We start from the raw sequence: 23,799 nt of genomic DNA on the forward strand, positions 1-23,799 counted from the left end.
TAAAATTTATGACTGATTTTAATCTTTAGTTAGGAGTAAACTGAGTTACGCCTAAATCATCATCAGTTTTGTGTTTAGCTAAAATGTCAGACGGACGTAAACTACGACGTAAATCCATTTCATCTTCAGCGCGAACAAACACGCCACGAAGAGAGTTGGTGTATACGTCAACGATTTCAACGTCAACAAATCCGCCGATGCTCTTAGGGTTACCTTCGAAATTCACCACGCGGTTATTTTCAGTACGACCACGAAGCTCCATTGGATTCTTTACAGAAGGACCTTCTACTAAAATACGTTGCACAGTACCTAACATTTGGCGGCTATAACGCATCGCTTGCTGGGTAATGCGGTCTTGTAAAATAGCCAGACGCTGCTTTTTCTCAACCATAGTCACATCATCAGGTAAGTCTGCTGCAGGCGTACCAGGACGAGCGCTGTAAATAAAGCTGAAACTATGGTCAAAGCTGACATCTTCAATCAACTTCATTGTGTCTTCAAAATCAGCTTGGCTTTCGCCAGGGAAACCAATAATAAAGTCAGAACTGATATGGATATCTGGGCGAGCTTTGCGTAAACGACGAATAATCGATTTATATTCAATCGCCATGTGTCCGCGCTTCATGTTCGTCAGAATTCGGTCTGAGCCTGATTGAACAGGAAGATGTAAGAAGCTAACAAGCTCTGGGGTATCTTCATATACATCAATGATGTCTTGCGAAAATTCAATCGGATGACTGGTAGTAAAGCGGATACGGTCGATGCCATCAATTGAGGCAACCAAACGTAATAACTCAGCAAAAGTACAGATTTCATCATCGTGAGTAGGGCCACGGAAAGCGTTAACGTTTTGACCTAACAAGTTAACTTCACGTACACCTTGTTCAGCAAGTTGCGCGACTTCTAAAATTACGTCATCCACCGGACGGCTAACTTCTTCACCACGAGTATAAGGTACAACACAGAATGAACAGTATTTACTGCAGCCTTCCATAATTGACACAAACGCCGTCGGACCATCAGCTTTTGGCTCTGGTAAGCGGTCAAATTTTTCAATTTCAGGGAAACTCACATCGATAACCGCTTTATCGCCGTTATTAATTTGAGTGATCATTTCAGGTAAACGGTGCAAGGTTTGTGGGCCGAAAATGATATCGACACATTGGGCACGCTCTTTAATTGCTTTACCTTCTTGGGAAGCAACACAACCACCAACACCAATAATTAAATTAGGATTTTTATCTTTTAAGGTTTTCCAGCGACCAAGCTGATGAAACACTTTTTCCTGTGCTTTTTCACGAATAGAGCATGTGTTAAGCAGCAGTACGTCTGCTTCTTCAGCATCCTCAGTCAAGGTGTAACCTTGATAATCGTCCAGCAAGTCAGCCATTTTAGATGAATCATATTCATTCATCTGACAGCCCCAGGTTTTTATGTGTAGTTTTTTACTCATCAGATACGCCGTTCTATATACCACAGAAAAATAGCCGCATATTTTAACTGCACAAAGGCTCGCTGGCTAGCCTTTGTGCACATCTAGTGAGCTTTATTCTGAAAAGCTTAATACCCTTATTTTTTCAGGGTATTTATCTACGTTAGCTAACTCGTTTGATTGATTGGTAAAAAAGCCAAATTGTTTGGCCATCTGTTGATTATCTGCACGAGCTTTAGCAATCAAGTTTTGTTGCAGTGCATTGGCATGATAATCAAATGAGACTAATTCGTTAGCCTCTTGGATATAAAAACCAAACTCTTGAGCCATTGCCACATTATCTTGACGAGCTTGGGTAATATTTTTTTGTGGTAGCTCTCGATTAAAGCGTGTGAGCATTTCCGTGGTTTGTTGATATAAGGCATAATCAAACGAAGAACGGTAAATGACTGTGACTGTTTCCATTGGCTGAATCTGTGCCTGTGATGGAACTGAAAACAATGCGGCAGTGGCCAACAGACCTGTTACAAATGCTTGAGTGATCTTTTTGGCTTTATGAGCAAGTGGTAGTCTCAAATTAGTGGTGCTAATTTTTGTAGAATTTACGACCGTGCTGTGACTAGACATAGTATCCTCTCTTACCTTGGCATGGCGGATTTGCTGCAAGGTGTTTCCATTTGACAGTTTCAGTATAAGAAGAGGTTTACTGGTTAATATGTCACCATTGTAAGCAAGTGTTGCTCAAAGATTATCTAGAAACATATCGACACGATTAAGCGATTACAGACACGTTTGTACATATTTTAACCGTTAGGGCTAATTGCTAATAATAAGTACAAAGTGCTATGAGAAGGGTTCAACAATGCAAGATGAAGTAAATCAAGCAGGCCAAGATAATTTAATCCATCACGATGTAGTGATTGTGGGCGGAGGTATGGTTGGTGCTGCGGTTGCAGTTGGTTTGGGTCAGCTGGGTTTAGATGTTGCCATGATAGAAGCCTATCAACCAAAACCCTATGAACCAGAACAAGCTTTAGATTTACGTGTTTCTGCTATTAGTGTTGCTTCAGAGCAATTACTCGAGCGTCTTGGGGTAATGGATGAGTTACTTTCTTTACGCCACGTAGCTTATAAAGGCTTAGAAACATGGGAAATGGAAGATTGCATCACCCAATTCCATGCAGAGCAAATTGATGAACCGCATCTAGGGTACTTTTTTGAAAACCGTCTGATCCAACTTTGTTTATGGCAGCAAATCGACACCATGGACAATATCAAGCGTTATTGCCCTGATAGTGTGAGCCACTTCGAGCGTATCAATGCCGATGAACAGCAGCAAGTAAAAGTCACTTTACAATCTGGTGTTGAACTTCAGAGTCAATTAATTGTTGGTGCCGACGGTGCTAATTCGCAAGTTCGTCAGTGGGCTGGTATTGGCATTACTGGTTGGGATTATGCCCAATCAGCGATGCTGATTAATGTGGCCACGGCAACTGAGCAGCAGGATGTCACTTGGCAACAGTTTACTCCAGCAGGCCCGCGCTCTTTATTACCGCTTCCTGGCAATAATGCTTCATTAGTTTGGTACGACAGCCGCAGCCGCATTAAACAATTAATGCAGCTTAATTATCAACAGTTAGCTGAGCAAATCAGGCAACACTTCCCGCAGCGATTAGACAGTGACTTTACCGTTATTGATCGTGGCAGCTTTCCGTTAACTCGCCGCCACGCTCAATCTTATTGCCAAGATAACGTGGTGATATTAGGAGATGCTGCTCACACGATTAACCCGCTTGCAGGTCAGGGGGTCAATATTGGCTTTAAAGACGTTGATGTATTAATTGCCACAATCGCAGATGCTGTTGGTAACGACCGTCCTTGGTGGACAGAAACGACACTAAAGCAATACCAATGTAAGCGTTACAGCGATAATCTATTAATGATGTCTGCTATGGATGCTTTTTATGCTGGTTTTAGTAATGACTTACTGCCAATTAAACTACTGCGTAATGGCATGTTAAAGCTTGCAAACCATGACAACCCCATCAAAAAGAAAGTCCTCAAATACGCCTTAGGCTTAGCGTGAAATAGATATTCTGACTATAAATGATGCAGGGTATTTGTTGAGTTCAGATTTGAGTGTTAAAATGCCGCGCTTTAGCGCCTTCAATTCGTAAATCGATACTTTTATGGTACTTAATTACAGTACTTATTTACGGTATTTATTCGGTACTTTTATAACGAAGAGTATTATCGAAGAATTGAGCTAAGCGCGGTCCTATTTTTCGCTAAAAATGAGTGCTAATGAGTCAAATTAAACTAATTGTTGGTCTTGCCAATCCTGGTGCTGAATACGCACAAACTCGTCATAATGCTGGAGCATGGTATGTGCAGGAATTAGCGCGCTTATGCGGCGCAACGCTAGTACCTGACAGCAAATACTTTGGCCTGACTGCCAGGGTGACGATTGACGGTAAAGACGTGCGATTGTTAATACCAACGACTTTTATGAACCTTAGCGGTAAGTCTGTTGGGGCACTGGCCAATTTCTTTCGAATTACGCCGGAAGAAATATTAGTTGCTCATGATGAGCTTGATATGGAACCCGGCGTGGCTAAGTTTAAACTCGGCGGCGGTCATGGTGGTCATAATGGTTTAAAAGACATTATTGCGAAAATGGCCAATGACAAAGGATTTCATCGTTTGCGTATAGGCATTGGCCATCCTGGCGACAAAAACCGTGTTAGTGGTTATGTCCTTGGAAAAGCGCCTGCCATTGAACAAGAAAAGATGGATGCAGTGATCGACGAAGCAGTGCGTTCAACTGAAATATTATTTAAGCAAGACATGGCGAAAGCCATGAACAGGCTACATACTTTTAAAGCGGTTTAACGATTACTACTTATATAAGCAGTAACATTATTCGTTTCAAAATAACTATTGATATTCACTGCCTCAGTTTTGATGCAGTTCAACATATATAAAGGTAACAAATATGGGTTTTAAATGCGGCATTGTTGGTTTGCCAAACGTAGGTAAGTCAACACTATTTAATGCATTAACAGAAGCAGGAATTGAAGCAGCTAACTTCCCGTTTTGTACCATTGAGCCAAACACAGGCGTTGTTCCTGTACCGGATTCCCGTTTAGATAAGTTAGCAGCAATTGTTAACCCTGAGCGTATTTTGCCAACAACGATGGAATTCGTTGATATTGCAGGTTTGGTTGCTGGTGCATCTAAAGGTGAAGGTTTAGGAAACAAATTCCTTGCTAACATCCGTGAAACTGATGCAATCGGCCATGTGGTTCGTTGTTTTGAAGATCCAAACATCGTTCACGTTGCTAACAAGGTTGACCCTGCTGGCGATATCGAAGTGATTAATACTGAATTAGCCCTTGCTGACTTAGATAGCTTAGAACGTGCTATTTTCCGTCAACAAAAGCGTGCTAAAGGTGGCGACCAAGAAGCTAAGTTTGAAGTTGAAGTATTAGAAAAAATGCGTCCAACTTTAGATGAAGGCCAAATGTTGCGTTCATTAGAGTTAAGCAAAGAAGAAATCGCCGCAGTTGCGTACCTTAACTTCTTAACGCTTAAGCCTACTATGTACATTGCTAACGTTGCTGAAGATGGTTTTGAAGATAACCCGCATTTAGATGCTGTTAAAGCGATTGCTGAGACAGAAAATGCAGTGGTTGTTGCAGTTTGTGCTGCAATTGAATCAGAACTTGCAGAAATGGATGCAGATGACCGTGTTGAGTTTATGGCTGACCTTGGCCTTGAAGAGTCAGGTCTTGATCGCGTGATCCGCGCAGGTTACGACTTACTTGATTTACAAACCTACTTTACTGCAGGCGTAAAAGAAGTTCGCGCTTGGACTGTTTCAGTAGGCGCGAGTGCACCACAAGCTGCTGGTGTGATCCATACTGACTTTGAACGTGGCTTTATTCGTGCTCAAGTAATGAGCTATGATGACTTTATCGAGTTTAAAGGTGAAGCCGGCGCTAAAGATGCGGGTAAATTACGTGTCGAAGGTAAAGGTTATATCGTTAAAGATGGCGATGTTATGCATTTCCTATTTAACGTTTAGTCGGTATTTTCAAACTATAATAGTCTGAAGAACACCGATATGGAGTATTGAGGTTAGCTTTATTGGGATATTTTGTCGATTTGACGCTCAGTTTGGTGAACTTATAGCCGAACAACAACAATTGATGAAAATAGCTAAAAAAAGCAGTTGACCTCGATACTCTGAATAAGCATAATACGCCCCGTCCTCACGACGAGGGCAAGTAAGAATGAAGTGGCAATGTAGCTCAGCTGGTTAGAGCACAGCACTCATAATGCTGGGGTCGCAGGTTCAAGTCCCGCCATTGCTACCATCTTCTCAAGATGTAAAAGATGAGATTTGCTAGTTAGTTAAAATCAATTTGATTTTAGAAATATGACTAGCTACCTTCTCAAGGTTAAATGAGCATCGTGTTCTGGATGTTAAACAGAGTCAGTGCGGGAGTGGTGGAATTGGTAGACACGCCAGATTTAGGTTCTGGTGCCGTAAGGTGTGAGAGTTCAAGTCTCTCTTCCCGTACCATTATTAAGAAAGCTGGCTTATAGCGGGTTTTCTAAAAAACTTTAGATTGGGATATCGCCAAGTGGTAAGGCACCGGGTTTTGATCTCGGCATCCCCAGGTTCGAATCCTGGTATCCCAGCCATTTTAAAGTAAGTAGTAAAAGATTATTGGGATATCGCCAAGTGGTAAGGCACCGGGTTTTGATCTCGGCATCCCCAGGTTCGAATCCTGGTATCCCAGCCATCTTCGGCAATGTAGCTCAGCTGGTTAGAGCACAGCACTCATAATGCTGGGGTCGCAGGTTCAAGTCCCGCCATTGCTACCATATTTTGAAGGTAGAATAGAGGGTCATCCTTTTACTACTTAGTTAGAAAAGAGCAAGAAACAGAGTTTACTCATGATGTAAATGAGTTTATTCTGGTAAAAATTTGATGCGGGAGTGGTGGAATTGGTAGACACGCCAGATTTAGGTTCTGGTGCCGTAAGGTGTGAGAGTTCAAGTCTCTCTTCCCGTACCATCAAATTTTTCTTCAATATGTACATCTTCCTAGTTTAAGTTATACATATCCAAATTTTGGGATATCGCCAAGTGGTAAGGCACCGGGTTTTGATCTCGGCATCCCCAGGTTCGAATCCTGGTATCCCAGCCAAATTTAGCCTCACGGTTAAAGCAAAAGCCCGTCTTATGACGGGCTTTTTGTTGCCTGAAATCCAGCGTTTCCACCTAGCTGTACTTTAGTATTAAACCCCAATACCAATCAGTCATATTAGTGTGTCACTAGATCTTAAATATCAAATGAGTCTGTTAGACTAACTTTAATAATTTTAAGATGGCGATGCCATTCATCCTTAAGAGCAAGCGTTTTATGCCAATTAAACCCATTATTGAATCATTGTGGCCTGAGATATTTACGCTGCAGTCTCGTGCTTATGTTGATATAGAACCTGAGTCACTTGAAGTGCTAAGAGGTAAGTGGTTACATTCGCCCCATTGCTGTTTTGTTTATTTGGATAATAATGTCGGCGCGTACTTATTGGCGCATACATGGGATGATAAAACGCCCCCTAAGCTCTATCAGCCACTTTTTAAGCAAACATATAATACCAAGCTGTTTTTACATGATTTAGCGGTATCAGCTTCATTAAATGGCTCTGGCGTGGGTAAACAAATGGTTGAGCAGTTAATTTTAGTGGCTAAACAAAACCATTATCAGCAAATACAGTTGGTTGCTATTCAAGGTTCGGTACCTTTTTGGCAAAAAATGGGCTTTAAGATTGATGATGAGCAAGTGGCTAATGAAAGTTATGGCCTAAATGCCAAGGTGATGAAGCTTGAATTTAAAAATAGACAATAAAAAACGCACTCAATTGAGTGCGTTTTAATCTTTAATCCAGACTCAATAAATAAGCCTGTATATTCAGATTCTAGTGACGGAACACTTAGTGGCGGAACATTGCAGAGATAGACTCTTCGTTGCTTACGCGACGGATAGCTTCTGCAAGTACAGCTGACATAGTCAGTTGGGTCACTTTTTCAATTTTAAGCATTTCTGGGCTTAATGGCACAGTGTCAGTAACAATCACTTCATCAATTACTGATTCTGCAATGTTAGCCGCTGCGTTGCCTGAAAATACTGGGTGAGTTGCGTAAGCGAAAACACGGTTTGCGCCATGTTCTTTTAATGCTTCTGCAGCTTTACATAAAGTACCGCCAGTATCGATCATGTCATCAACGATGATACAGTCACGGCCTTGTACGTCACCAATAATATGCATTACCTGAGCAACGTTCGCTTGTGGGCGACGCTTATCGATAATGGCTAAGTCAGAATCATCAAGTAGTTTAGCTACGGCGCGAGCACGTACTACACCACCAATGTCTGGAGAAACCACAACTGGGTTATCAAGTTCTTTACCTAACATGTCTTCTAGTAGCACTGGGCTACCAAACACGTTATCAACAGGCACATCAAAGAAACCTTGAATTTGCTCTGCGTGTAAATCACAAGTCAGTACGCGGTCAACACCAACACTTGAAAGGAAGTCAGCAACAACTTTCGCAGTAATTGGTACACGAGCACTACGTACACGACGGTCTTGACGAGCGTAACCGAAGTAAGGAATAACGGCTGTGATACGGCCAGCTGATGCACGACGTAACGCGTCAACCATAACGATAAGTTCCATTAGGTTGTCGTTAGTCGGTGCACAAGTAGACTGAATGATGAATACATCAGCACCACGTACGTTTTCATTGATTTGAACACTGATTTCACCGTCGCTGAAACGGCCTACTACTGCATCGCCAAGTTTGCAAAATAAACGGTCGGCTATTTTTTTGGCTAGTTTAGGGGTAGCGTTACCAGCAAAGAGCTTGATATCGGGCACTTTATGAACCTCAGGTGTTGGCTTTAATGTTAGTGGCTAAAAATGTAGATAAAATATTGTGAACTGAACAAGTAATTTTATCGTAAAACACTTTTAGAAATATTTTAGCTTTGGCTTAATCGGGTCACTAAAGGTGACTGATTCAAGCCTTTAGCAACAAAACCTTGCATAGATTTTGGCAGTTCAGCCAAGGCATCTAGCGCTGTTTGCTGCTGTTCGAACTCACCGAAGACGCATGCGCCAGTTCCGGTCATTCTTGACGGCGCATATTCTACCAGCCAGCTCAATGCATTGGCAACTTGAGGGTGCTTTTCTGCGACCAACTTCTGACAATCATTTGACCAATTTTTCTTCATTAATGTATCTATTGCTAATTTAGGTGTGTCACGAGGTAACAACGGATCTTGGAATATAGCCTGAGTAGATACATGCACATCAGGCACAATCACTAAATAGTATAGCTCTTGTGTTTCAACGTTAATTAATCGCTCACCGACGCCTTCGGCGAAAGCTGCAAAACCATTAATAAAAACAGGGACATCCGCGCCAAGTTTAAGGCCGATTTCGGCTAAAGTTTGTTGCGATAAATTTAAATTCCACAGCTTGTTTAAGGCGATTAATGTGGTTGCTGCATCGGAAGAACCGCCACCTAAACCACCCCCCATTGGCAAGTTTTTACGTAACCAAATTTCTGCGCCGCCTTGATAATTGCAATATTCTTGTAAAGATTTTGCGGCTTTTAGAATTAAGTTATCTTTTTCTGCGACAACTTTAGATAATTCTGAATGTAACTTAAGTGTTTTATTTTCGGTCGGTAAAAAATCCAAAAAGTCACATTGATCAATAAACTGAAATAATGTCTGTAATTCATGGTAACCATCAGCTCTTTGACCAGTAATGTGCAGAAAAAGGTTTAACTTTGCAGGTGCAGGCCAGTTTGCTGAAATTGCAGCTTGAGTATCATCAGTGTTCAAGGTCGCGGTGGTCATAGAAGTGCTTCTTCATTTAATAGTAATAAGTTAATTAGTAATAAGTGGACAATCATTAGCTATCGACTTTATTGGTTTAATTGTCGGTGAAACTATAGATTTTCAGTTACAGGCGCCAAAGCCTGCCATTGATTGATCTGAATTTTAATTTGCACATCTGCGCGGTTTATCTGTAATAGTCTAGGGACATTTGCACCGCTTTGTTGCTGATAGCTGATGAACTTCACTTGCCAGTCTTCACCCATATCTTTACTGGTAAACGCTTTGATTGTCCCGTCTGAGTTATATTCTAAAACCTCATCGTCTGGAGTCACTTGGCCGGTAATCCATAACGGTAGTTTATTAAGTGGAATTTGCATGCCACTGACTCGGGAGATAAGTTGTTGCGGGTCTCTATCGGTATAGGTTTTACCCTGAACATCAATACTGGCGAGACCGTATTGAGAGCTCAATGATAAGACTGTTGTGCCAATAACAGTGGTGAGCTTTAAGTCATCATGAGGTTGGCTAAAGTTATTGTCGTGAAACCAAAATAAATTGGTACTGAATTTATCGACATCAGAGCGAAAAGCCAGTTTACCTTGAATCTCCCAAGCGTTTGCTTCACTAGCCTGACTGACGTCAATATCGGTGAGTTTATGGGGAGGTTTAACTGAGCACGCTGCCAAAAAAAGACAACAAAGTAGCATCACGCGCTGTAGGGAAAATGTTAAATATCGCAAAAGATTTCGCTACCTATATATAGTGGTACTTTATGATACTGACCTAGACCATGATTGTAAAAATGCATTTTGATTTTTGTGTTTTATCAGGGTCTGTTGCTCTTCCCCTGTTAAGTTTTGTTCGACATAAAAGCAATTTAACGAGGTGAGTGGGTTGTCACCAAGCAATCTATGCAACTCTATTATTGACTAAAAATGCACCTAACAATGAGTAAAGCGCTTTTAGTCGAACCCTTCGGGCAGCATTTGTTGGCCATTTTTACTGCGTTATCGACTTTTTATGTAGAGTAACTACACCACAAAGTCTCTGCCTTGTATAAATGGGCAACAATTCGCTGCAAAAATAACCTTAAAAGAACAACAGACCCTAACCTACAGAGGTAAATATAGTAAGAATGCTTTGAATGTTAGACATTTAAAGGCATCATAAAGTTTAAATGAATGGGTCTACTTTCCTATCTTTTTGTTAACAAGATAGAATTTTTAGAAAAAATATAGACAATTATTCGGTTTTGTTAAGCCAATTGTGTTTTTAGTTTTGGCAATTAAGTAGAATAGCCTAATTAATGATCCCGCGAAGAACTTAAAACGAGTCACATGAGCCTAGTAGCAATCGGAATAAATCATAAAACCGCCACGGTCGACCTTCGTGAGAAAGTCGCCTTTTCGCCTGACAAAATTCATGACGCCATGAAGAGTCTGGCCAGCCGCACCAGTTCTGGTGAAGCCGTGATCGTGTCGACATGTAATCGCACCGAACTTTATTGTAATAATGGATCTAAAGCAGACATTATTGAATGGCTTGAGGATTACCATAGCTTGACCCATGAAGAGCTAATGCCATGTATTTACAGCTATGAGAATCAAGAGTGTGTAAAACATTTAATGCGCGTGTCTTCTGGACTTGATTCGCTAGTATTAGGTGAGCCGCAAATTTTAGGGCAAGTGAAGCAAGCCTTCGTTAAAGCCAAAGAAGCGGGCACTACAGCGGTCACTATCGACCGTTTGTTTCAAAATACTTTCTCTGTTGCGAAAAAAGTGCGCACCGAAACTGAAATCGGTGCTGCTGCTGTATCAGTTGCATTTGCCGCTGTTAGCATGGCTAAACATATTTTCTCGTCACTAAGCACAACCAACGTGTTGTTGATTGGCGCTGGTGAAACTATCGAATTAGTTGCTAAGCATTTAAAAGACAATGAAGTTGCTGGCATTGTGGTTGCTAACCGTACGGTTGAACGTGCTCAAGCCATGTGTGAAGAGTTTGATGCCACAGCAATTACACTGCAAGAGATACCTGACTATCTACCTAAAGCCGATATCGTGATATCCTCTACCGCCAGTCCATTGCCTATATTAGGTAAAGGCATGGTTGAAAAGGCGCTGAAACAACGTCGTCATCAACCAATGTTATTAGTTGATATTGCCGTTCCACGAGATATTGAAGCAGAAGTTGGCGAATTAGACGATGCTTTCCTTTATACTGTGGACGATTTGCACAGCATCATTGAACAGAACATGGCTTCACGTAAAGAAGCCGCCGAGCAGGCAGAGTTAATTGCCGATGAGCAAGCCCATGTATTTATGGAATGGGTGAGATCGTTAGAGTCTGTAGATAGTATTCGAGAATACCGTAGCCAAAGTTTGGCAATTAAAGATGAATTAGTAGAACGCGCCTTGAATAAATTGACTCAAGGTGGTGACAATGAACAAGTGATTTTAGAGCTAGCGAACCGTCTAACCAATCGCCTTATTCATGCGCCAACACAAGCGTTAACCTCTGCTAGTCGTCAAGGAGACTTGAATACCTTAGGCCAATTACGCGTCACGCTTGGTTTAGATAAAACTTAAGGTAACAACGTTAAATGAAAGAGTCGGTTATTCGCAAGCTGGAAGGCTTGCTTGAACGTAATGAAGAAGTGTTAGCATTACTGAGTGATGCACAAGTTATTGCGGATCAAGACCGCTTTCGCACCTTATCAAAAGAATTTTCTCAGCTTGAAGACATCGTAAAAAGCTTCACTTCGTTCCAAGAGGCACAAGAGAACCTTGAGTCTGCTAACGAAATGCTAGCCGAAGATGACGCTGAAATGCGCGAAATGGCGCAAGAAGAAATCAAAGAAGCAAAATCAGAAATTGCCCGTCTTGAAGACGAATTGCAAATTTTGCTGCTACCAAAAGATCCTAACGACGATCGTAACGCCTTTATTGAAATCCGTGCAGGTGCGGGTGGTGATGAAGCGGCTATTTTTGCTGGTGATTTATTCCGTATGTATTCACGTTACTGTGAATCAAACAAGTGGCAAATGGAAATCATGAACGCCAACGAAGGTGAGCATGGTGGCTTTAAAGAACTGATTGTTCAAGTTAGCGGCGAAGGGGTTTACGGTAAACTTAAATTCGAATCTGGCGGACACCGTGTTCAACGTGTACCAGAAACAGAATCTCAAGGCCGTGTTCATACTTCAGCTGTGACAGTTGTTGTATTACCTGAAGTGCCAGAAGCTGAACAAATTTCGATTAATCCAGCTGACTTGAAAGTCGATACCTTCCGCGCATCAGGTGCGGGTGGTCAGCACGTCAACAAAACTGACTCTGCTATTCGTATTACCCACGTTCCTTCAGGGATTGTAGTGGAATGTCAGGATCAGCGCTCGCAACATAAAAACCGTGCCCAAGCCATGAGCGTACTGTCGGCTCGCTTACAAGCGGTTGAAGATGAAAAGCGCCGCAGTGAAGAAGAGTCTACTCGTCGTAACTTGGTTGCAAGTGGTGATCGCAGTGAACGTATTCGTACTTATAACTTCCCGCAAGGTCGTATGAGCGAACATCGTATCAACCTAACGCTATACCGCTTAAATGAAATCATGGAAGGCGATTTGAATGCCATCATTGAGCCGTTAATGCAAGAAGAGCAAGCTGATTTACTTGCTGCACTGGCTGACGACTAAATTCAAATAGCTCATTTCTATGGCTAATTAAATGGCTAATTCAATGACTAAGGAGTGACGTTGTCACAGTCATCTTTTTCTACCATTGCGGAATCTTTGCAATGGGCTTATGGCCAATTAGTCGACTTGTCTGAGTCGGCTAATATCGATGCAGAAGCTTTGCTTCTGCATTGTCTTAATAAGCAGCGCAGTTATCTCTACACTTGGCCTGAAAAGGTACTGACCGCAGATCAATTCAAATCATTTCAAACCATGATAGAAAAGCGTAAACAGGGAATGCCTGTAGCTCATATCATTGGTGAGCGTGAGTTTTGGTCTTTGCCATTTATTGTTAATGCCACCACGCTTATTCCTCGACCAGATACTGAAATTTTAGTTGAAACAGCGCTAAATTTACCGCTGGAAAATGATGCCAAAGTTTTAGATTTAGGAACAGGAACAGGAGCGATAGCATTATCGTTAGCCTCTGAACGTCCACAATGGCAAATGACAGCAATTGATAAAGTGGATGATGCGGTTGAACTTGCTAAAGCTAACCGTGCAAATTTAAATTTGCCTCATGTTGAAATTCTCCAATCTGACTGGTTTAGCGCAGTTGAGCATCAAGACTTTAATTTGATTGTGTCTAATCCACCGTATATTGATGAAACCGATGTGCACCTTAATTTAGGTGATGTGCGTTTTGAGCCATCAAGTGCCTTAACAGCCGCAGAACAAGGCTTTGCTGATTTATTTCATATTGCCCAACATGCGACTAAACATTTATCTCAAGGTGGATACTTGTTGTTAGAGCATGGTTTTGAGCAAGCATTAGTGGTTAGACAAAAATTGATTGAGCTTGGATATGACAATGTGGCTACAGTGCGAGACTTTGGCAGCAATGACCGCTGCACACTAGGCCAATGGCAAGGCGCATCAAAAGACTAGTTCCACAAGATTCATCTTTGTAAAATCAGGGTTTTTCTTAAAATTGCTATAGAGCCGCTTGATCGAGTAAACTAGCGGCCATTTTATCTGTAGCTCAAAGAGAAAAACAATAATGGAAACCTTTTACAGTTTATATCCTGCTGTTAAGCACACACACTTAACTTTCATTTTTTTAAGTGTGGTATTCTTTATTACTCGCTTTGTACTGCATATGCGCCAATCTCCAGTGATGGACAAGAAGTTTATTAAGATTGCACCGCATGTAATTGATACCTTCTTATTATTGTCAGGACTGACATTGTGCTTCATGATCAAGCAGTATCCTTTTGTGGATGCGTGGATGACAGAGAAGTTACTTGCAGTACTTGCTTACATCGGTTTAGGTGTAATGGCACTGAAAGGTGACCGCAATAAATTCTTCAAAATCTTTGCCTTTTTAGGCGCTATTGGATGGCTCGTATTGGCTGCCAGGCTGGCTCATTTTAAACAAGTTGTATTAATGGGTTAATAGAGTTTCATGGCTAAACATCAAATGAATGATGCAGTGAAGATCCCCGACACTGCATTCGAAATTACGCAGCATTTAGGTTTTTCTCAAGAGAAAAAAGCGTTATGGGCTTGGTATGAAATTGCTGGGTCGGTAATGAGCTTGCATGTTGAAGATCCACAGCAACGCTTTGACGGTTTACTTCGTTGGTTTTATACCGACTTAGGCTTTTGTGCACGTGAAGATTACTTCAGTGTTGAAGCAGCCGATTTAGGCAGTTGCATTATGAGTCGTCAAGGCAATAGCACCACATTGGCGACAGTGATGATCTTACTGGCTAAGCAGCTTGATATTACCCTTGATGCGGTATTACTACCGGGGCAAACAGTTGTGCGTTCGCGCATTAACGACAACATGGTTTATATCGATCCGTTAACGGGGCAAGAGTTAAGTCGTCGCCAGTTGCACCTTTTAGTACGCGGCGAATTGGGTAACTCGGCATTGTTAAAGCCTAAGTACCTAAAAACGGCGTCATTAAAACGCTTAATTACTCGCATGATCCATGAGCTAAAAGCTGGCTGTATTGTCACTCATCAATTTGAGCAGGCAATGGAGTGTTGTAACCTGCTACTGCAATGGCATCCTGACGACGTTAATTTAAATCGTGAACGTGCTTTTATTGCTCAACAATTGGGTTGTATAAAAGTGGCGATTTCTGATTTGCAGCATTTTATTGATAGCAGCCCTCACGATCCTGTGACTGAAATTGTCAAAATGCAGTTAAAGGAACTTAGCGAGCAACCGCAGACTTATCACTAGTTTTCTATAGTACATTAAATAATTCAGGCTCATTTTATGGGCCTGAATTTTTTTATTATGGTTTGTTTGAATTTTATCAGTGAGGCTGTTCAAGCAAATAAAAGATAACTGCTGCCTATAGTGAAAAATTCGATTACATTAAGACGCTAAATTTAAAAATGACTAAAAAGTCATAACAATAAGTACTGCTAAAAGTACAAAACAACAATAAAAATAATTCACTTTGACATGCATTCACAAGGAAGATTTTAATGACATCCAGTCCTATGGTCACTAATGATGCTACTGCATTAGGCCTACTAGCCGTAATTCTCGGTTTCGTGTTTTACACCAGTTCTTCACCACATCCATTTTGGCAAAAATTCTATAAATTTATACCGGCATTACTGCTGTGTTACTTTTTACCGTCATTGCTCAATACATTTGGGATTGTCGATGGGGATACGTCTAAGCTTTATTACGTGGCATCGCGTTATCTATTGCCTGCATGTTTAGTGTTACTGATTTTAAGTGTCGATTTAAAAGCGATTTTAAGTTTAGGCCCCAAAGCGATTGTGATGTTTTTAACTGGCACCGTAGGCATAGTGATTGGTGGCCCCATTGCGCTGTTAATTATTTCAGCTATCAATCCTGATGTATTAGGCGGAAACGGCCCAGATGCTGTGTGGCGTGGCATGACCACCCTTGCGGGAAGTTGGATTGGCGGCGGTGCTAACCAAGCTTCGATGAAAGAGATTTATGAAGCAGGTGGTAGCATCTTCTCGGTGATGGTGACGGTAGATGTCATCGTTGCTAACATTTGGATGGCAGTGCTGTTATTAATGGCATCAAGGGCAAAACAAATAGATGCTAAAACAGGTGCGGATACCACTGCTTTAGAAGCATTAAAAGCGAAAGTCGAAAAGTATCATGCTGAGCATGCGCGCATTCCTTCATTACGTGATTTAATGCTGATTGTGGCTATCGGTTTTGGTGTTACTGGCCTTGCCCATTTTGCAGCAGACTTTTTAGGACCATTTTTTGAAACCAACTACCCTTGGACACGAGATTATAGCTTAACCTCTAAATTCTTCTGGCTAGTGGTTCTGGTGACCTCAATTGGTCTGGCATTATCATTTAGTCCGGTAAAACAATTAGAAGCTGCTGGCGCATCGAAAGTGGCTTCGGCATTTTTATATATCTTAGTGGCAACCATTGGTCTTCATATGGATGTCTCAAAGCTCGCTGACGAGCAAAACCTTTGGTACTTTGCTATTGGTATCATTTGGATGATTGTTCATGCGAGCTTTATGCTGATTGTCGCTAAGCTGATTAAGGCACCGTTATTTTATATGGCTGTTGGTAGCCAAGCCAACGTTGGCGGCGCAGCTTCTGCGCCAGTGGTTGCGGCAGCATTCCACCCTGCGTTAGCGCCAGTAGGCGTGTTATTGGCCGTATTAGGTTATGCTGTAGGTACATATATGGCGTGGTTATGTGGCCAGTTGCTACAAATTATTGCTGTTTAGCCCTGTTTTTATGTCGCGTTAAGTGGTTAACGCGACGATATTGATAAAAGAGAAATGACTATGGAACAAAAAATCATTGGTTTGAACGAACTTGAAATTGCAAATGACAAACCGTTTGTTTTATTTGGCGGCATGAACGTGCTTGAGTCTCGTGATTTGGCCATGTCGATTGCTGAGCATTATGTTGAAGTGACACAAAAGCTAGGCATTCCGTATGTATTTAAAGCCTCTTTTGATAAAGCTAACCGCTCATCGGTTAACTCATACCGTGGCCCAGGCATGGAAGAAGGCTTGAAGATTTTTGAAGAAATTAAATCAACCTTCAATGTGCCAATCATCACTGATGTTCACGAAATCCACCAATGTCAGCCAGTGGCTGATGTGGTTGATATTATCCAATTACCTGCATTTTTAGCGCGTCAAACAGACTTGGTTGTTGCCATGGCTGCGACAGGTTCAATCATTAACGTGAAAAAACCACAGTTTTTAGCACCGCACGAAATGCGTCACATCATTAAAAAGTTCAATGAAGCGGGTAACGACAACATCATTCTTTGTGAGCGTGGTTCAAGCTTTGGTTATAACAACCTTGTTGTAGATATGCTTGGTATGGATGAAATGAAGCAGTCCGGTTACCCAGTAATCTTTGATGCAACGCATGCACTTCAACGCCCTGGTGGACGTACTGACAGCGCAGGTGGACGTCGTGCACAAGCGACAGAACTTGCTCGTAGTGGCATGGCGTTAGGTTTAGCTGGTTTGTTCATTGAAGCGCATCCAGATCCTGATAACGCTAAGTGTGATGGCCCATGTGCATTACCGCTTAATCAGTTAGAAAACTACCTATCCCAAATGAAAGCGGTTGACGATTTAGTTAAATCGTTTGACCCAATCGATACCAGTAAGTAGTTTATCGTTCTCAATAAAAAGCCCAACTTAATGTTGGGCTTTTTTGTTGCTGTTTAACACGCATTCAGTGAGCTAGTTTTTACTGTCTGCAGCTTCTGTAATCGCATCACCTTGATTAACTTTTTCACTCTCCTGAGACGGCGGCGGATAACGCTGTAACAAACTAATGAGAAGCAATACTGGAAAGCCGATTAAACTGGCCGCAATGAAGAAGTTAACGTAGCCATAGGCATTAACATAGACCCCAGAAAAACCGGCGATAAATTTAGGGAATAGCAGCATGATGGAAGATAACAATGCATATTGACTGGCGCTATAACCACTGCTGGTAAGACTGGATAAATAAGCGATAAAGGCCGCAGTGGCGATACCCGCGCTAAAGTTATCCACCGAAATAGCGAAGGTTAAGAACGGCACGTTGTAGCCAATATAGGCTTGCCAAGCAAACAATAAATTAGTTACAGCAACCAAGAGAGCGCCAACAAACAGAATTTTCATGGTGCCGTAGCGCATGATTAAAATCCCGCCAGCTCCAGCTCCTAATAAGGTCATGATTAAGCCATAGACCTTACTTAAAAAAGCGATTTCTTCTTTACTAAAGCCCATATCAACGTAAAACACATTAGCCATGATCCCCATGACAATATCGGAAATACGGTAGCAAGAAATCAGTAGTAAAATCAGGATAGCTGACTTGCCGTAACGCTTAAAAAAGTCGACGAAAGGCAATACGCTGGCACTGAATAACCACGCCATGGCGCTGGCAACTTTAGTGGGGTACTTTTGTGCAAATTTTGCTTTAAGTTGACGTTCTTTTTCATCTGCATCTTTGGTGTCAACTTGAGGCTCTTTACTAAAAAAGGTGGTGATGAGTCCAATAGACATTAGCATAGCCATAGCTAAGTAGGCGGTTTGCCATGCTTCTAAATTGTACTCGGTATTACCTGGGTCAACCCAAGCTGCAATGGTTAGTGCCCCAGCTGTTGCAACAATCATTGCCCCGCGGTAACCCACTTGGTATGCGGCAGCAAGCGCCGCTTGCATGTCTTGAGGGGCCGACTCTATTCGAAAAGCATCGATAACAATATCTTGGGTAGCTGATGCAAAAGCCAGAATAAGTGCAAATATTGCCAATTGTTCTAAATCGACTAACGGGTCACTTTGGGCCATACCTAAAATAGCCGCTACCAGTCCAAGCTGGGCGAATATCATCCAGCCTCTTCGACGGCCGAACAGGCGGGTAAATATGGGTAAAGACATGCGATCGACAAGAGGAGACCATGCCCATTTAAAGGCGTAGGTTAATGCAATCCAACTGAAATAACCGATAGCAGCACGGTCGACTCCCGCTTCACGAAGCCAAAAGCTTAAAGTTGAGAACACCAACATAAGTGGCAGGCCAGCAGAAAAGCCCAGTAATAACATGATGAGTACACGTTTGTGATAATAAACAGATAAGGCTTCACGGGTACGAATTAGCAGTTCTGACATTGAGACAACTGATTGAAGGAGAATGGCTCTAGCTTATGTCGCGTAGCTGATTGGTTCAAGCCATTCTGATTGGAAATTTAATCGAGTGTTAAACAAAAGCAGTGTAATTGAACATACGGGTCAAACTGTGGGTCTGATCCCGATACATCCGTGGGGGATATCACCGCCAATATTGATGTAATCACAACAGTCATGTATTTGTTGTCTGAGGTACTGATTACCTCTAATGACCATATCTGGCCATTCATCAAAACAGTGGAGTAAGTGCCAAAATACCTTTTCTGTGTCTGTGGGAGAAGGGGAGTTATCGCTAGTATCTACGCTGATACTTTGCCATTCCTCTAGTACATCCCACATGTATAGTTTGATTTCTTGATGCTCCAATTGGTTATCTAAAAATGCTTTACCATAATAGGCCAATTGTGGCGCTTTGGTTTCTATGAAGTCATTTGGGGTCATTGATGACGTCCTTTTTTATTGCTTTCCATTGACTAAGATGGAACTAAATTTAACCGAAATTATTTATCGAATAAGACAAGGTGAATAAGCTGCGGGTGGTTCATCATTCGATAAATAATGCTCTAAACACGAAAAGCCGCAACTTAAAGGTAAATTAAGTATAGTCAGGATTGTGGAATAATTACTCAAGTTTACAGAGTAAGTGCAAATTTAGAGGCTTTAACTAGTTTTGAATTAAGCTGCACCACAAATAGCTAAAAAAAGTGGAATGAAATCAATATTTCACTCCACTTTCAATTTTATTTACTCAGTAAATAGATAAAAAATAATTTTAATTAATTTACATTTATCTGTTTTCTAGGCTTGTTGTATGGTTTTGTTTGTTCAGCTTGTCAGTACAACTGATAGTTAAACGACTAGCCGATTACTTAGCAAGAAGCGTTGCTTTGTTTAACAGGATTTCTTTAACCGGAAAATCAGGCCAATTAAGGTGATCATTGTGCTGGGTTGGCACATATGACATCGCTTCTAACACCGCCATGCCTTCAACCACTTCACCAAATACCGCATAACCCCAACGACGCTTTGATGGGTTGAGGTTTTTGTTGTCACCGACATTAAAGTAAAATTGACGTGTTGCAGAATGAGGGTCATTATCACGCGCCATTGCTATGGTGCCCATGCTATTAGATAAGCCGTTACCTGATTCATTAAACACTGGGTCCATTGATTCACGTTCTTCTAGCTCTGGATTTAATCCACCACCTTGAACTACAAAATCCGCAATAACGCGATGGAAAATCGTGTTGTCATATTCACCTTTCACTACATAAGTCAGAAAGTTATCGACGGTCAGAGGGGCACGTGTTCGGTCCAATTCAACGATGATTTTGCCCATAGTCGTATCAAACTCGACTTTTGGGTAAAGGGTGTTGGGTTGAATATCGACGGCAGCGTTGGCCATCATTGACGAAAACAACAATACACTGGCTACAATCCGTTTAAACATAAGGTCTTCCTAATCTGTTGTATGTGGTTGATGACTATTACTTTTAGTTCTCAGGCTGCTTAAACTCAACGAAATGAATTAGCCTTGCAAAAATTGATGTAACTCAGAGTCATTAATGATTTTAGTGGTCAGTTCATCAATCAACTTATTCATATCAAGCTCTAAGGTAGCAAAGTCAGGACTAAAAGGTCCTTTTAATAAGCCTTTACCGTTATAAATTTTAGTGAATTCTTGAGTTTGGTTTTTAGCAATGACATTGATGGTTAAATCTGTTTTTGCTTCGAAACCAAAAGTCGACTCAGTGACATCCGTTAAAAGATAATCTAATTGGAACTGTACGGTGTTACTGGCAGCTGGATCTACTTGGTATCCTGCATTACTCATCGACTTTTTAAATACGCTATCAAGTTGTTGTCTGATAGGTTCACTTGGGCTAACAAGCTGCGCTGCTTCATCACCTTTGTTAAAGCGGACGATAAAATTCGCTTTACGCACATCAATAGTACTGACAGCGACAGTATCATAACGATCTATTTTATTAACGACGTTAGGCACATTGGGGTTCAGTGCAATATGAGTCGGAGTATGGCTAGCACAAGCTGATAAAAATAACGCAGAACATAAGAATAATGGCAATGATTTCATAGCTAAAGACAATAAAAAATGGTGCGCTCAGAATAACAGATTTTTAGCGCCATTCCAGTCCCAATAAGTGAGTTAATTAGTTTGTCGAAATATAGAGTTTAGCCTGCAAAATATGCTGAGATTCGACCTAGTTTTTAATTTTAGTTGAACACTATACGTTGACTTATGCTGATAATTTATCCACGTTAGAGTAAGAACTTTAAAGTGAACCGATTCAGCTTGAGAAAATCAACTAGGGTTCTTCTGTTTAATTTTATTGTTCGCTATTTATATTGTTCGTTTTAATGAGTAAGACGATTAACTACACAAACACGGAAGCAGTATGTCATTGAATCATTTACAACTTGCGCCAGACAAGCTAATGAACTCTGAAGGTCAGCCGATTTATGGACACTTTGATGGTGTGGTAGGTGACTTAGCAATAAAACAGTTTAACTACTTCAACGAGATGGATAAGCCTTGTTCTTGGTTTGCTAAGTATTTCGACTATAAGCAGTTTCAATTTATCAATATCACCACGCCGAGATACATTATCGGTGTTGCTATTGCTGATATTCGTTATGTGGGCAGTAGCTTTTGTTATTTGTATGATATTGAAAAGAATAAACTGACCGAAACTCAGGCGTTAAAGCCATTATCATGGGGAATGTCAGTTTCTGACTCACCGCAGCAGGGTAAAGCACGAATAAAGCATCGCCAAGGTAGCATCGAATTTTCGATTAAAGACTCACTTTGGCATCTAAATATACAGACTGATGACATTAACGCCGAGCTGGAGCTGTCACCGCCGCCATTAAGTTTGCCAATGAGTTTGTGTACACCAACAGGTTACAAGGGTTGGACCTATACTCAAAAACACAATGGTCTTAAAGTTAACGGCAGTTTAACCATAAAAGATGAGCCTCAACCGCTTAATACAGCCCTTGGTGGCTATGACTTTTCTGCAGGTTATATGCGCCGTGAAACCAGTTGGCGCTGGGCGTCGATTAACACACACGTTGAAGCGGGGGTTTTAGGCTTAAACCTTGCTGCAGGTGTTAATGAAACGGGCGCTACAGAAAATGTATTATGGATTAATGGTGAGCGCCATTTACTGCCTAGCGTAAAGTTCGACTTTAACCGCCACTTGAGTAATGACTATTGGTACATTAGTGCTGGTAAAGGCACAGCTACAGCTGAAATTGATTTAACTTTTAGAAGGCTAAATTGTCGCAGCGAGAAGCTTAACTTGGGTTTCTTAAAGAGTAACTTTAGGCAATATATTGGATATTTTAGCGGTCATATTATTGATAATAATGGTCATAAACATCTACTACATAATCAGCTTGGATTAACTGAAGATCATTTTGCTAAATGGTAGCAGTTAAATAACCTGCATAAGTTTTTTAATAAAATAATAATATTAGGTTTTCAATGGATTTGAACTCAATCATCAATCACCCTGAAATGCTGTTATTAGCTTTAGCGCCAGTGTTTTTCGTTTGTATATTCCTTGAATGGTACTTAGGGGATAAACGCCAAAAACTCCCACAGTCTGCTCGTTATTATAAGGCTGAAGTGTTTTGTAATATGTGCTTAGCGGGTATGCATCAGTTAACTGATATTTTAGCAGGGTTGTTAATTGCTAAAGTTTATTTAGCGCTATTTGGTTGGAAGCTTTTTGATATTCAAATGGGCGTGTTAAGTTTTATCATCTTAATGGTGCTGCAAGATTTTTTCTATTATTGGTTTCATCGGGCAAGTCATCGTATACGCTGGATGTGGGCTGCCCATGTCGTGCACCACAGTTCAGAGAATATGAATTTTAGTACCGCTTTTAGGCAAAGCTTAATGTATCCATTGGCAGGAATGTGGCTGTTTTGGGTACCGTTAGTGATCATAGGTTTTGACCCTAACTGGGTGGTATTTGTGGTGCTACTTAACTTAGGGTTACAGTTCTTTGTGCATACCCAAGCGATAAAGTCGTTAGGTCCATTTGAGCTTATTTTCAATACACCATCACACCATCGAGTTCATCATGGTCAGAATCCTCAATATATTGATAAAAACTATGCTGGCGTACTGATTATTTGGGATAAGTTATTTGGTACATTTGAGCCAGAAAATGAGACTGTGATTTACGGCATAACCAAACCAGTAAATAGCTTTAATCCTTTAACTGTTAGCTTTGCAGAGTGGTGGGATATGTTGAGTGATGTGACCCAGTCAGGCTTAAGCTTTAAGCAAAGGTTTACAGTGTTGTTCTCACCGCCTGCAAAAGTTGACAAGCCAACGAGTACTGAATCAAAACGCTAAACCATAGGTAAACTTTAGACACTTGCTGAAGATGAAATAAAGAAAGGTTTAACCTACTTAACAGATACTCGGAAGGGGTTGAGTATATGCTAAGTAGGTTTCACCAAATAAAAAAGGGCTCTTTGGGTACAGCCCCAGCTTAAATTATCAATATAAAGCCAATCACCTCATTCAATAAAATTAACTGAGCAATGAGTAGTTTTCAG

The 23,799-nt window shown here is 41.2% G+C and carries 22 protein-coding genes and 7 tRNA genes; 20 read left to right on the forward strand and 9 right to left on the reverse strand.

The features are described 5' to 3' along the window. Window positions 1–25: 25 nt before the first annotated feature. Window positions 26–1,453: a tRNA (N6-isopentenyl adenosine(37)-C2)-methylthiotransferase MiaB gene (gene miaB / locus AC0L4E_RS03975; protein WP_220751407.1), complete on the reverse strand. Its 1,428-nt coding sequence runs from the start codon at window positions 1,451–1,453 to the stop codon at window positions 26–28. Between the two features lie 93 nt (window positions 1,454–1,546). Beyond that, the gene (locus AC0L4E_RS03980; protein WP_473678108.1) at window positions 1,547–2,098 is read right to left on the reverse strand and encodes a hypothetical protein; all 552 of its coding nucleotides are present in this window, start codon (window positions 2,096–2,098) and stop codon (window positions 1,547–1,549) included. A 196-nt stretch (window positions 2,099–2,294) separates the two neighbouring features. On the opposite strand from AC0L4E_RS03980, the gene AC0L4E_RS03985 reads away from it, so the two are divergent. The 11 genes from AC0L4E_RS03985 to AC0L4E_RS04035 all read left to right on the forward strand — a co-directional run bounded on the left by AC0L4E_RS03985 (window position 2,295) and on the right by AC0L4E_RS04035 (window position 7,355). Continuing rightward, a complete protein-coding gene (locus AC0L4E_RS03985) occupies window positions 2,295–3,518 on the forward strand; it encodes an FAD-dependent monooxygenase (protein WP_473678109.1) in 1,224 nt (407 codons plus the stop codon). Between the two features lie 218 nt (window positions 3,519–3,736). Further along, entirely contained in the window at window positions 3,737–4,324 is a 588-nt protein-coding gene (gene pth / locus AC0L4E_RS03990; protein WP_473678110.1) for an aminoacyl-tRNA hydrolase, read from the forward strand. Between the two features lie 103 nt (window positions 4,325–4,427). Beyond that, window positions 4,428–5,519: a redox-regulated ATPase YchF gene (gene ychF, locus AC0L4E_RS03995; RefSeq protein ID WP_299568714.1), complete on the forward strand. Its 1,092-nt coding sequence runs from the start codon at window positions 4,428–4,430 to the stop codon at window positions 5,517–5,519. A gap of 215 nt (window positions 5,520–5,734) precedes the next feature. After that, a tRNA-Met gene (locus tag AC0L4E_RS04000) sits at window positions 5,735–5,811 on the forward strand. 124 nt (window positions 5,812–5,935) lie between these two features. Further along, window positions 5,936–6,020 (forward strand) — tRNA-Leu (locus tag AC0L4E_RS04005). A 47-nt stretch (window positions 6,021–6,067) separates the two neighbouring features. Then, window positions 6,068–6,142: transfer RNA gene (locus tag AC0L4E_RS04010), tRNA-Gln, on the forward strand. A 26-nt stretch (window positions 6,143–6,168) separates the two neighbouring features. Next, a tRNA-Gln gene (locus tag AC0L4E_RS04015) sits at window positions 6,169–6,243 on the forward strand. Window positions 6,244–6,248: 5 nt separating this feature from the next. Further along, window positions 6,249–6,325, forward strand: a tRNA-Met gene (locus AC0L4E_RS04020). Window positions 6,326–6,433: 108 nt separating this feature from the next. Next, a tRNA-Leu gene (locus AC0L4E_RS04025) sits at window positions 6,434–6,518 on the forward strand. Window positions 6,519–6,575: 57 nt separating this feature from the next. Continuing rightward, window positions 6,576–6,650: transfer RNA gene (locus tag AC0L4E_RS04030), tRNA-Gln, on the forward strand. Window positions 6,651–6,866: 216 nt separating this feature from the next. Then, entirely contained in the window at window positions 6,867–7,355 is a 489-nt protein-coding gene (locus tag AC0L4E_RS04035; RefSeq protein WP_473678111.1) for a GNAT family N-acetyltransferase, read from the forward strand. Window positions 7,356–7,440: 85 nt separating this feature from the next. Here AC0L4E_RS04035 and AC0L4E_RS04040 read toward each other — a convergent pair whose 3' ends face one another. From AC0L4E_RS04040 to lolB, 3 genes are all read right to left on the reverse strand, one after another. Further along, the gene (locus AC0L4E_RS04040; protein WP_473678112.1) at window positions 7,441–8,388 is read right to left on the reverse strand and encodes a ribose-phosphate pyrophosphokinase; all 948 of its coding nucleotides are present in this window, start codon (window positions 8,386–8,388) and stop codon (window positions 7,441–7,443) included. Between the two features lie 104 nt (window positions 8,389–8,492). Continuing rightward, window positions 8,493–9,377 carry a 4-(cytidine 5'-diphospho)-2-C-methyl-D-erythritol kinase gene (gene ispE / locus AC0L4E_RS04045; protein WP_473678113.1) on the reverse strand — a complete coding sequence of 295 codons (885 nt, stop codon included), beginning with the start codon at window positions 9,375–9,377 and terminating at the stop codon, window positions 8,493–8,495. Between the two features lie 92 nt (window positions 9,378–9,469). Beyond that, on the reverse strand, window positions 9,470–10,066 hold the full coding sequence (gene lolB, locus AC0L4E_RS04050; RefSeq protein ID WP_473681508.1) for a lipoprotein insertase outer membrane protein LolB: 597 nt from the start codon (window positions 10,064–10,066) through the stop codon (window positions 9,470–9,472). Between the two features lie 630 nt (window positions 10,067–10,696). Between lolB and hemA the strand changes: the two genes are divergently transcribed. The 7 genes from hemA to kdsA all read left to right on the forward strand — a co-directional run bounded on the left by hemA (window position 10,697) and on the right by kdsA (window position 17,694). Further along, window positions 10,697–11,947, forward strand: coding sequence for a glutamyl-tRNA reductase (gene hemA / locus AC0L4E_RS04055; RefSeq protein WP_473678114.1), 1,251 nt, complete (start codon window positions 10,697–10,699; stop codon window positions 11,945–11,947). Window positions 11,948–11,961: 14 nt separating this feature from the next. Then, entirely contained in the window at window positions 11,962–13,047 is a 1,086-nt protein-coding gene (gene prfA, locus AC0L4E_RS04060; protein ID WP_473678115.1) for a peptide chain release factor 1, read from the forward strand. A 60-nt stretch (window positions 13,048–13,107) separates the two neighbouring features. Continuing rightward, window positions 13,108–13,974, forward strand: a complete 867-nt coding sequence (prmC, locus tag AC0L4E_RS04065; protein ID WP_473678116.1) for a peptide chain release factor N(5)-glutamine methyltransferase — start codon at window positions 13,108–13,110, stop codon at window positions 13,972–13,974. A 112-nt stretch (window positions 13,975–14,086) separates the two neighbouring features. Next, window positions 14,087–14,482, forward strand: coding sequence for a SirB2 family protein (locus AC0L4E_RS04070; protein ID WP_220751447.1), 396 nt, complete (start codon window positions 14,087–14,089; stop codon window positions 14,480–14,482). A gap of 9 nt (window positions 14,483–14,491) precedes the next feature. Next, entirely contained in the window at window positions 14,492–15,280 is a 789-nt protein-coding gene (locus AC0L4E_RS04075; protein ID WP_473678117.1) for a SirB1 family protein, read from the forward strand. A 251-nt stretch (window positions 15,281–15,531) separates the two neighbouring features. After that, complete coding sequence (locus AC0L4E_RS04080; protein ID WP_220751451.1) at window positions 15,532–16,785, forward strand: DUF819 family protein; 1,254 nt, start codon at window positions 15,532–15,534, stop codon at window positions 16,783–16,785. 60 nt (window positions 16,786–16,845) lie between these two features. Then, on the forward strand, window positions 16,846–17,694 hold the full coding sequence (gene kdsA / locus AC0L4E_RS04085) for a 3-deoxy-8-phosphooctulonate synthase (RefSeq protein ID WP_473678118.1): 849 nt from the start codon (window positions 16,846–16,848) through the stop codon (window positions 17,692–17,694). A gap of 72 nt (window positions 17,695–17,766) precedes the next feature. On the opposite strand, the gene AC0L4E_RS04090 is transcribed toward kdsA, so the two are convergent. The 4 genes from AC0L4E_RS04090 to AC0L4E_RS04105 all read right to left on the reverse strand — a co-directional run bounded on the left by AC0L4E_RS04090 (window position 17,767) and on the right by AC0L4E_RS04105 (window position 21,298). After that, window positions 17,767–19,185: an AmpG family muropeptide MFS transporter gene (locus AC0L4E_RS04090; protein ID WP_473678119.1), complete on the reverse strand. Its 1,419-nt coding sequence runs from the start codon at window positions 19,183–19,185 to the stop codon at window positions 17,767–17,769. A 120-nt stretch (window positions 19,186–19,305) separates the two neighbouring features. Further along, window positions 19,306–19,644, reverse strand: a complete 339-nt coding sequence (locus tag AC0L4E_RS04095; protein WP_473678120.1) for a hypothetical protein — start codon at window positions 19,642–19,644, stop codon at window positions 19,306–19,308. A gap of 424 nt (window positions 19,645–20,068) precedes the next feature. Beyond that, the gene (locus AC0L4E_RS04100; protein ID WP_473678121.1) at window positions 20,069–20,653 is read right to left on the reverse strand and encodes a peptidylprolyl isomerase; all 585 of its coding nucleotides are present in this window, start codon (window positions 20,651–20,653) and stop codon (window positions 20,069–20,071) included. A 78-nt stretch (window positions 20,654–20,731) separates the two neighbouring features. Beyond that, window positions 20,732–21,298 carry a YajG family lipoprotein gene (locus AC0L4E_RS04105; RefSeq protein ID WP_473678122.1) on the reverse strand — a complete coding sequence of 189 codons (567 nt, stop codon included), beginning with the start codon at window positions 21,296–21,298 and terminating at the stop codon, window positions 20,732–20,734. A gap of 322 nt (window positions 21,299–21,620) precedes the next feature. Between AC0L4E_RS04105 and AC0L4E_RS04110 the strand changes: the two genes are divergently transcribed. Next, the gene (locus AC0L4E_RS04110) at window positions 21,621–22,658 is read left to right on the forward strand and encodes a DUF2804 domain-containing protein (protein WP_473678123.1); all 1,038 of its coding nucleotides are present in this window, start codon (window positions 21,621–21,623) and stop codon (window positions 22,656–22,658) included. Window positions 22,659–22,711: 53 nt separating this feature from the next. After that, window positions 22,712–23,593, forward strand: coding sequence for a sterol desaturase family protein (locus AC0L4E_RS04115; protein ID WP_473678124.1), 882 nt, complete (start codon window positions 22,712–22,714; stop codon window positions 23,591–23,593). Window positions 23,594–23,799: the final 206 nt, after the last annotated feature.

It is taken from the genome of Shewanella sp. GJ50-10 (assembly GCF_055808815.1).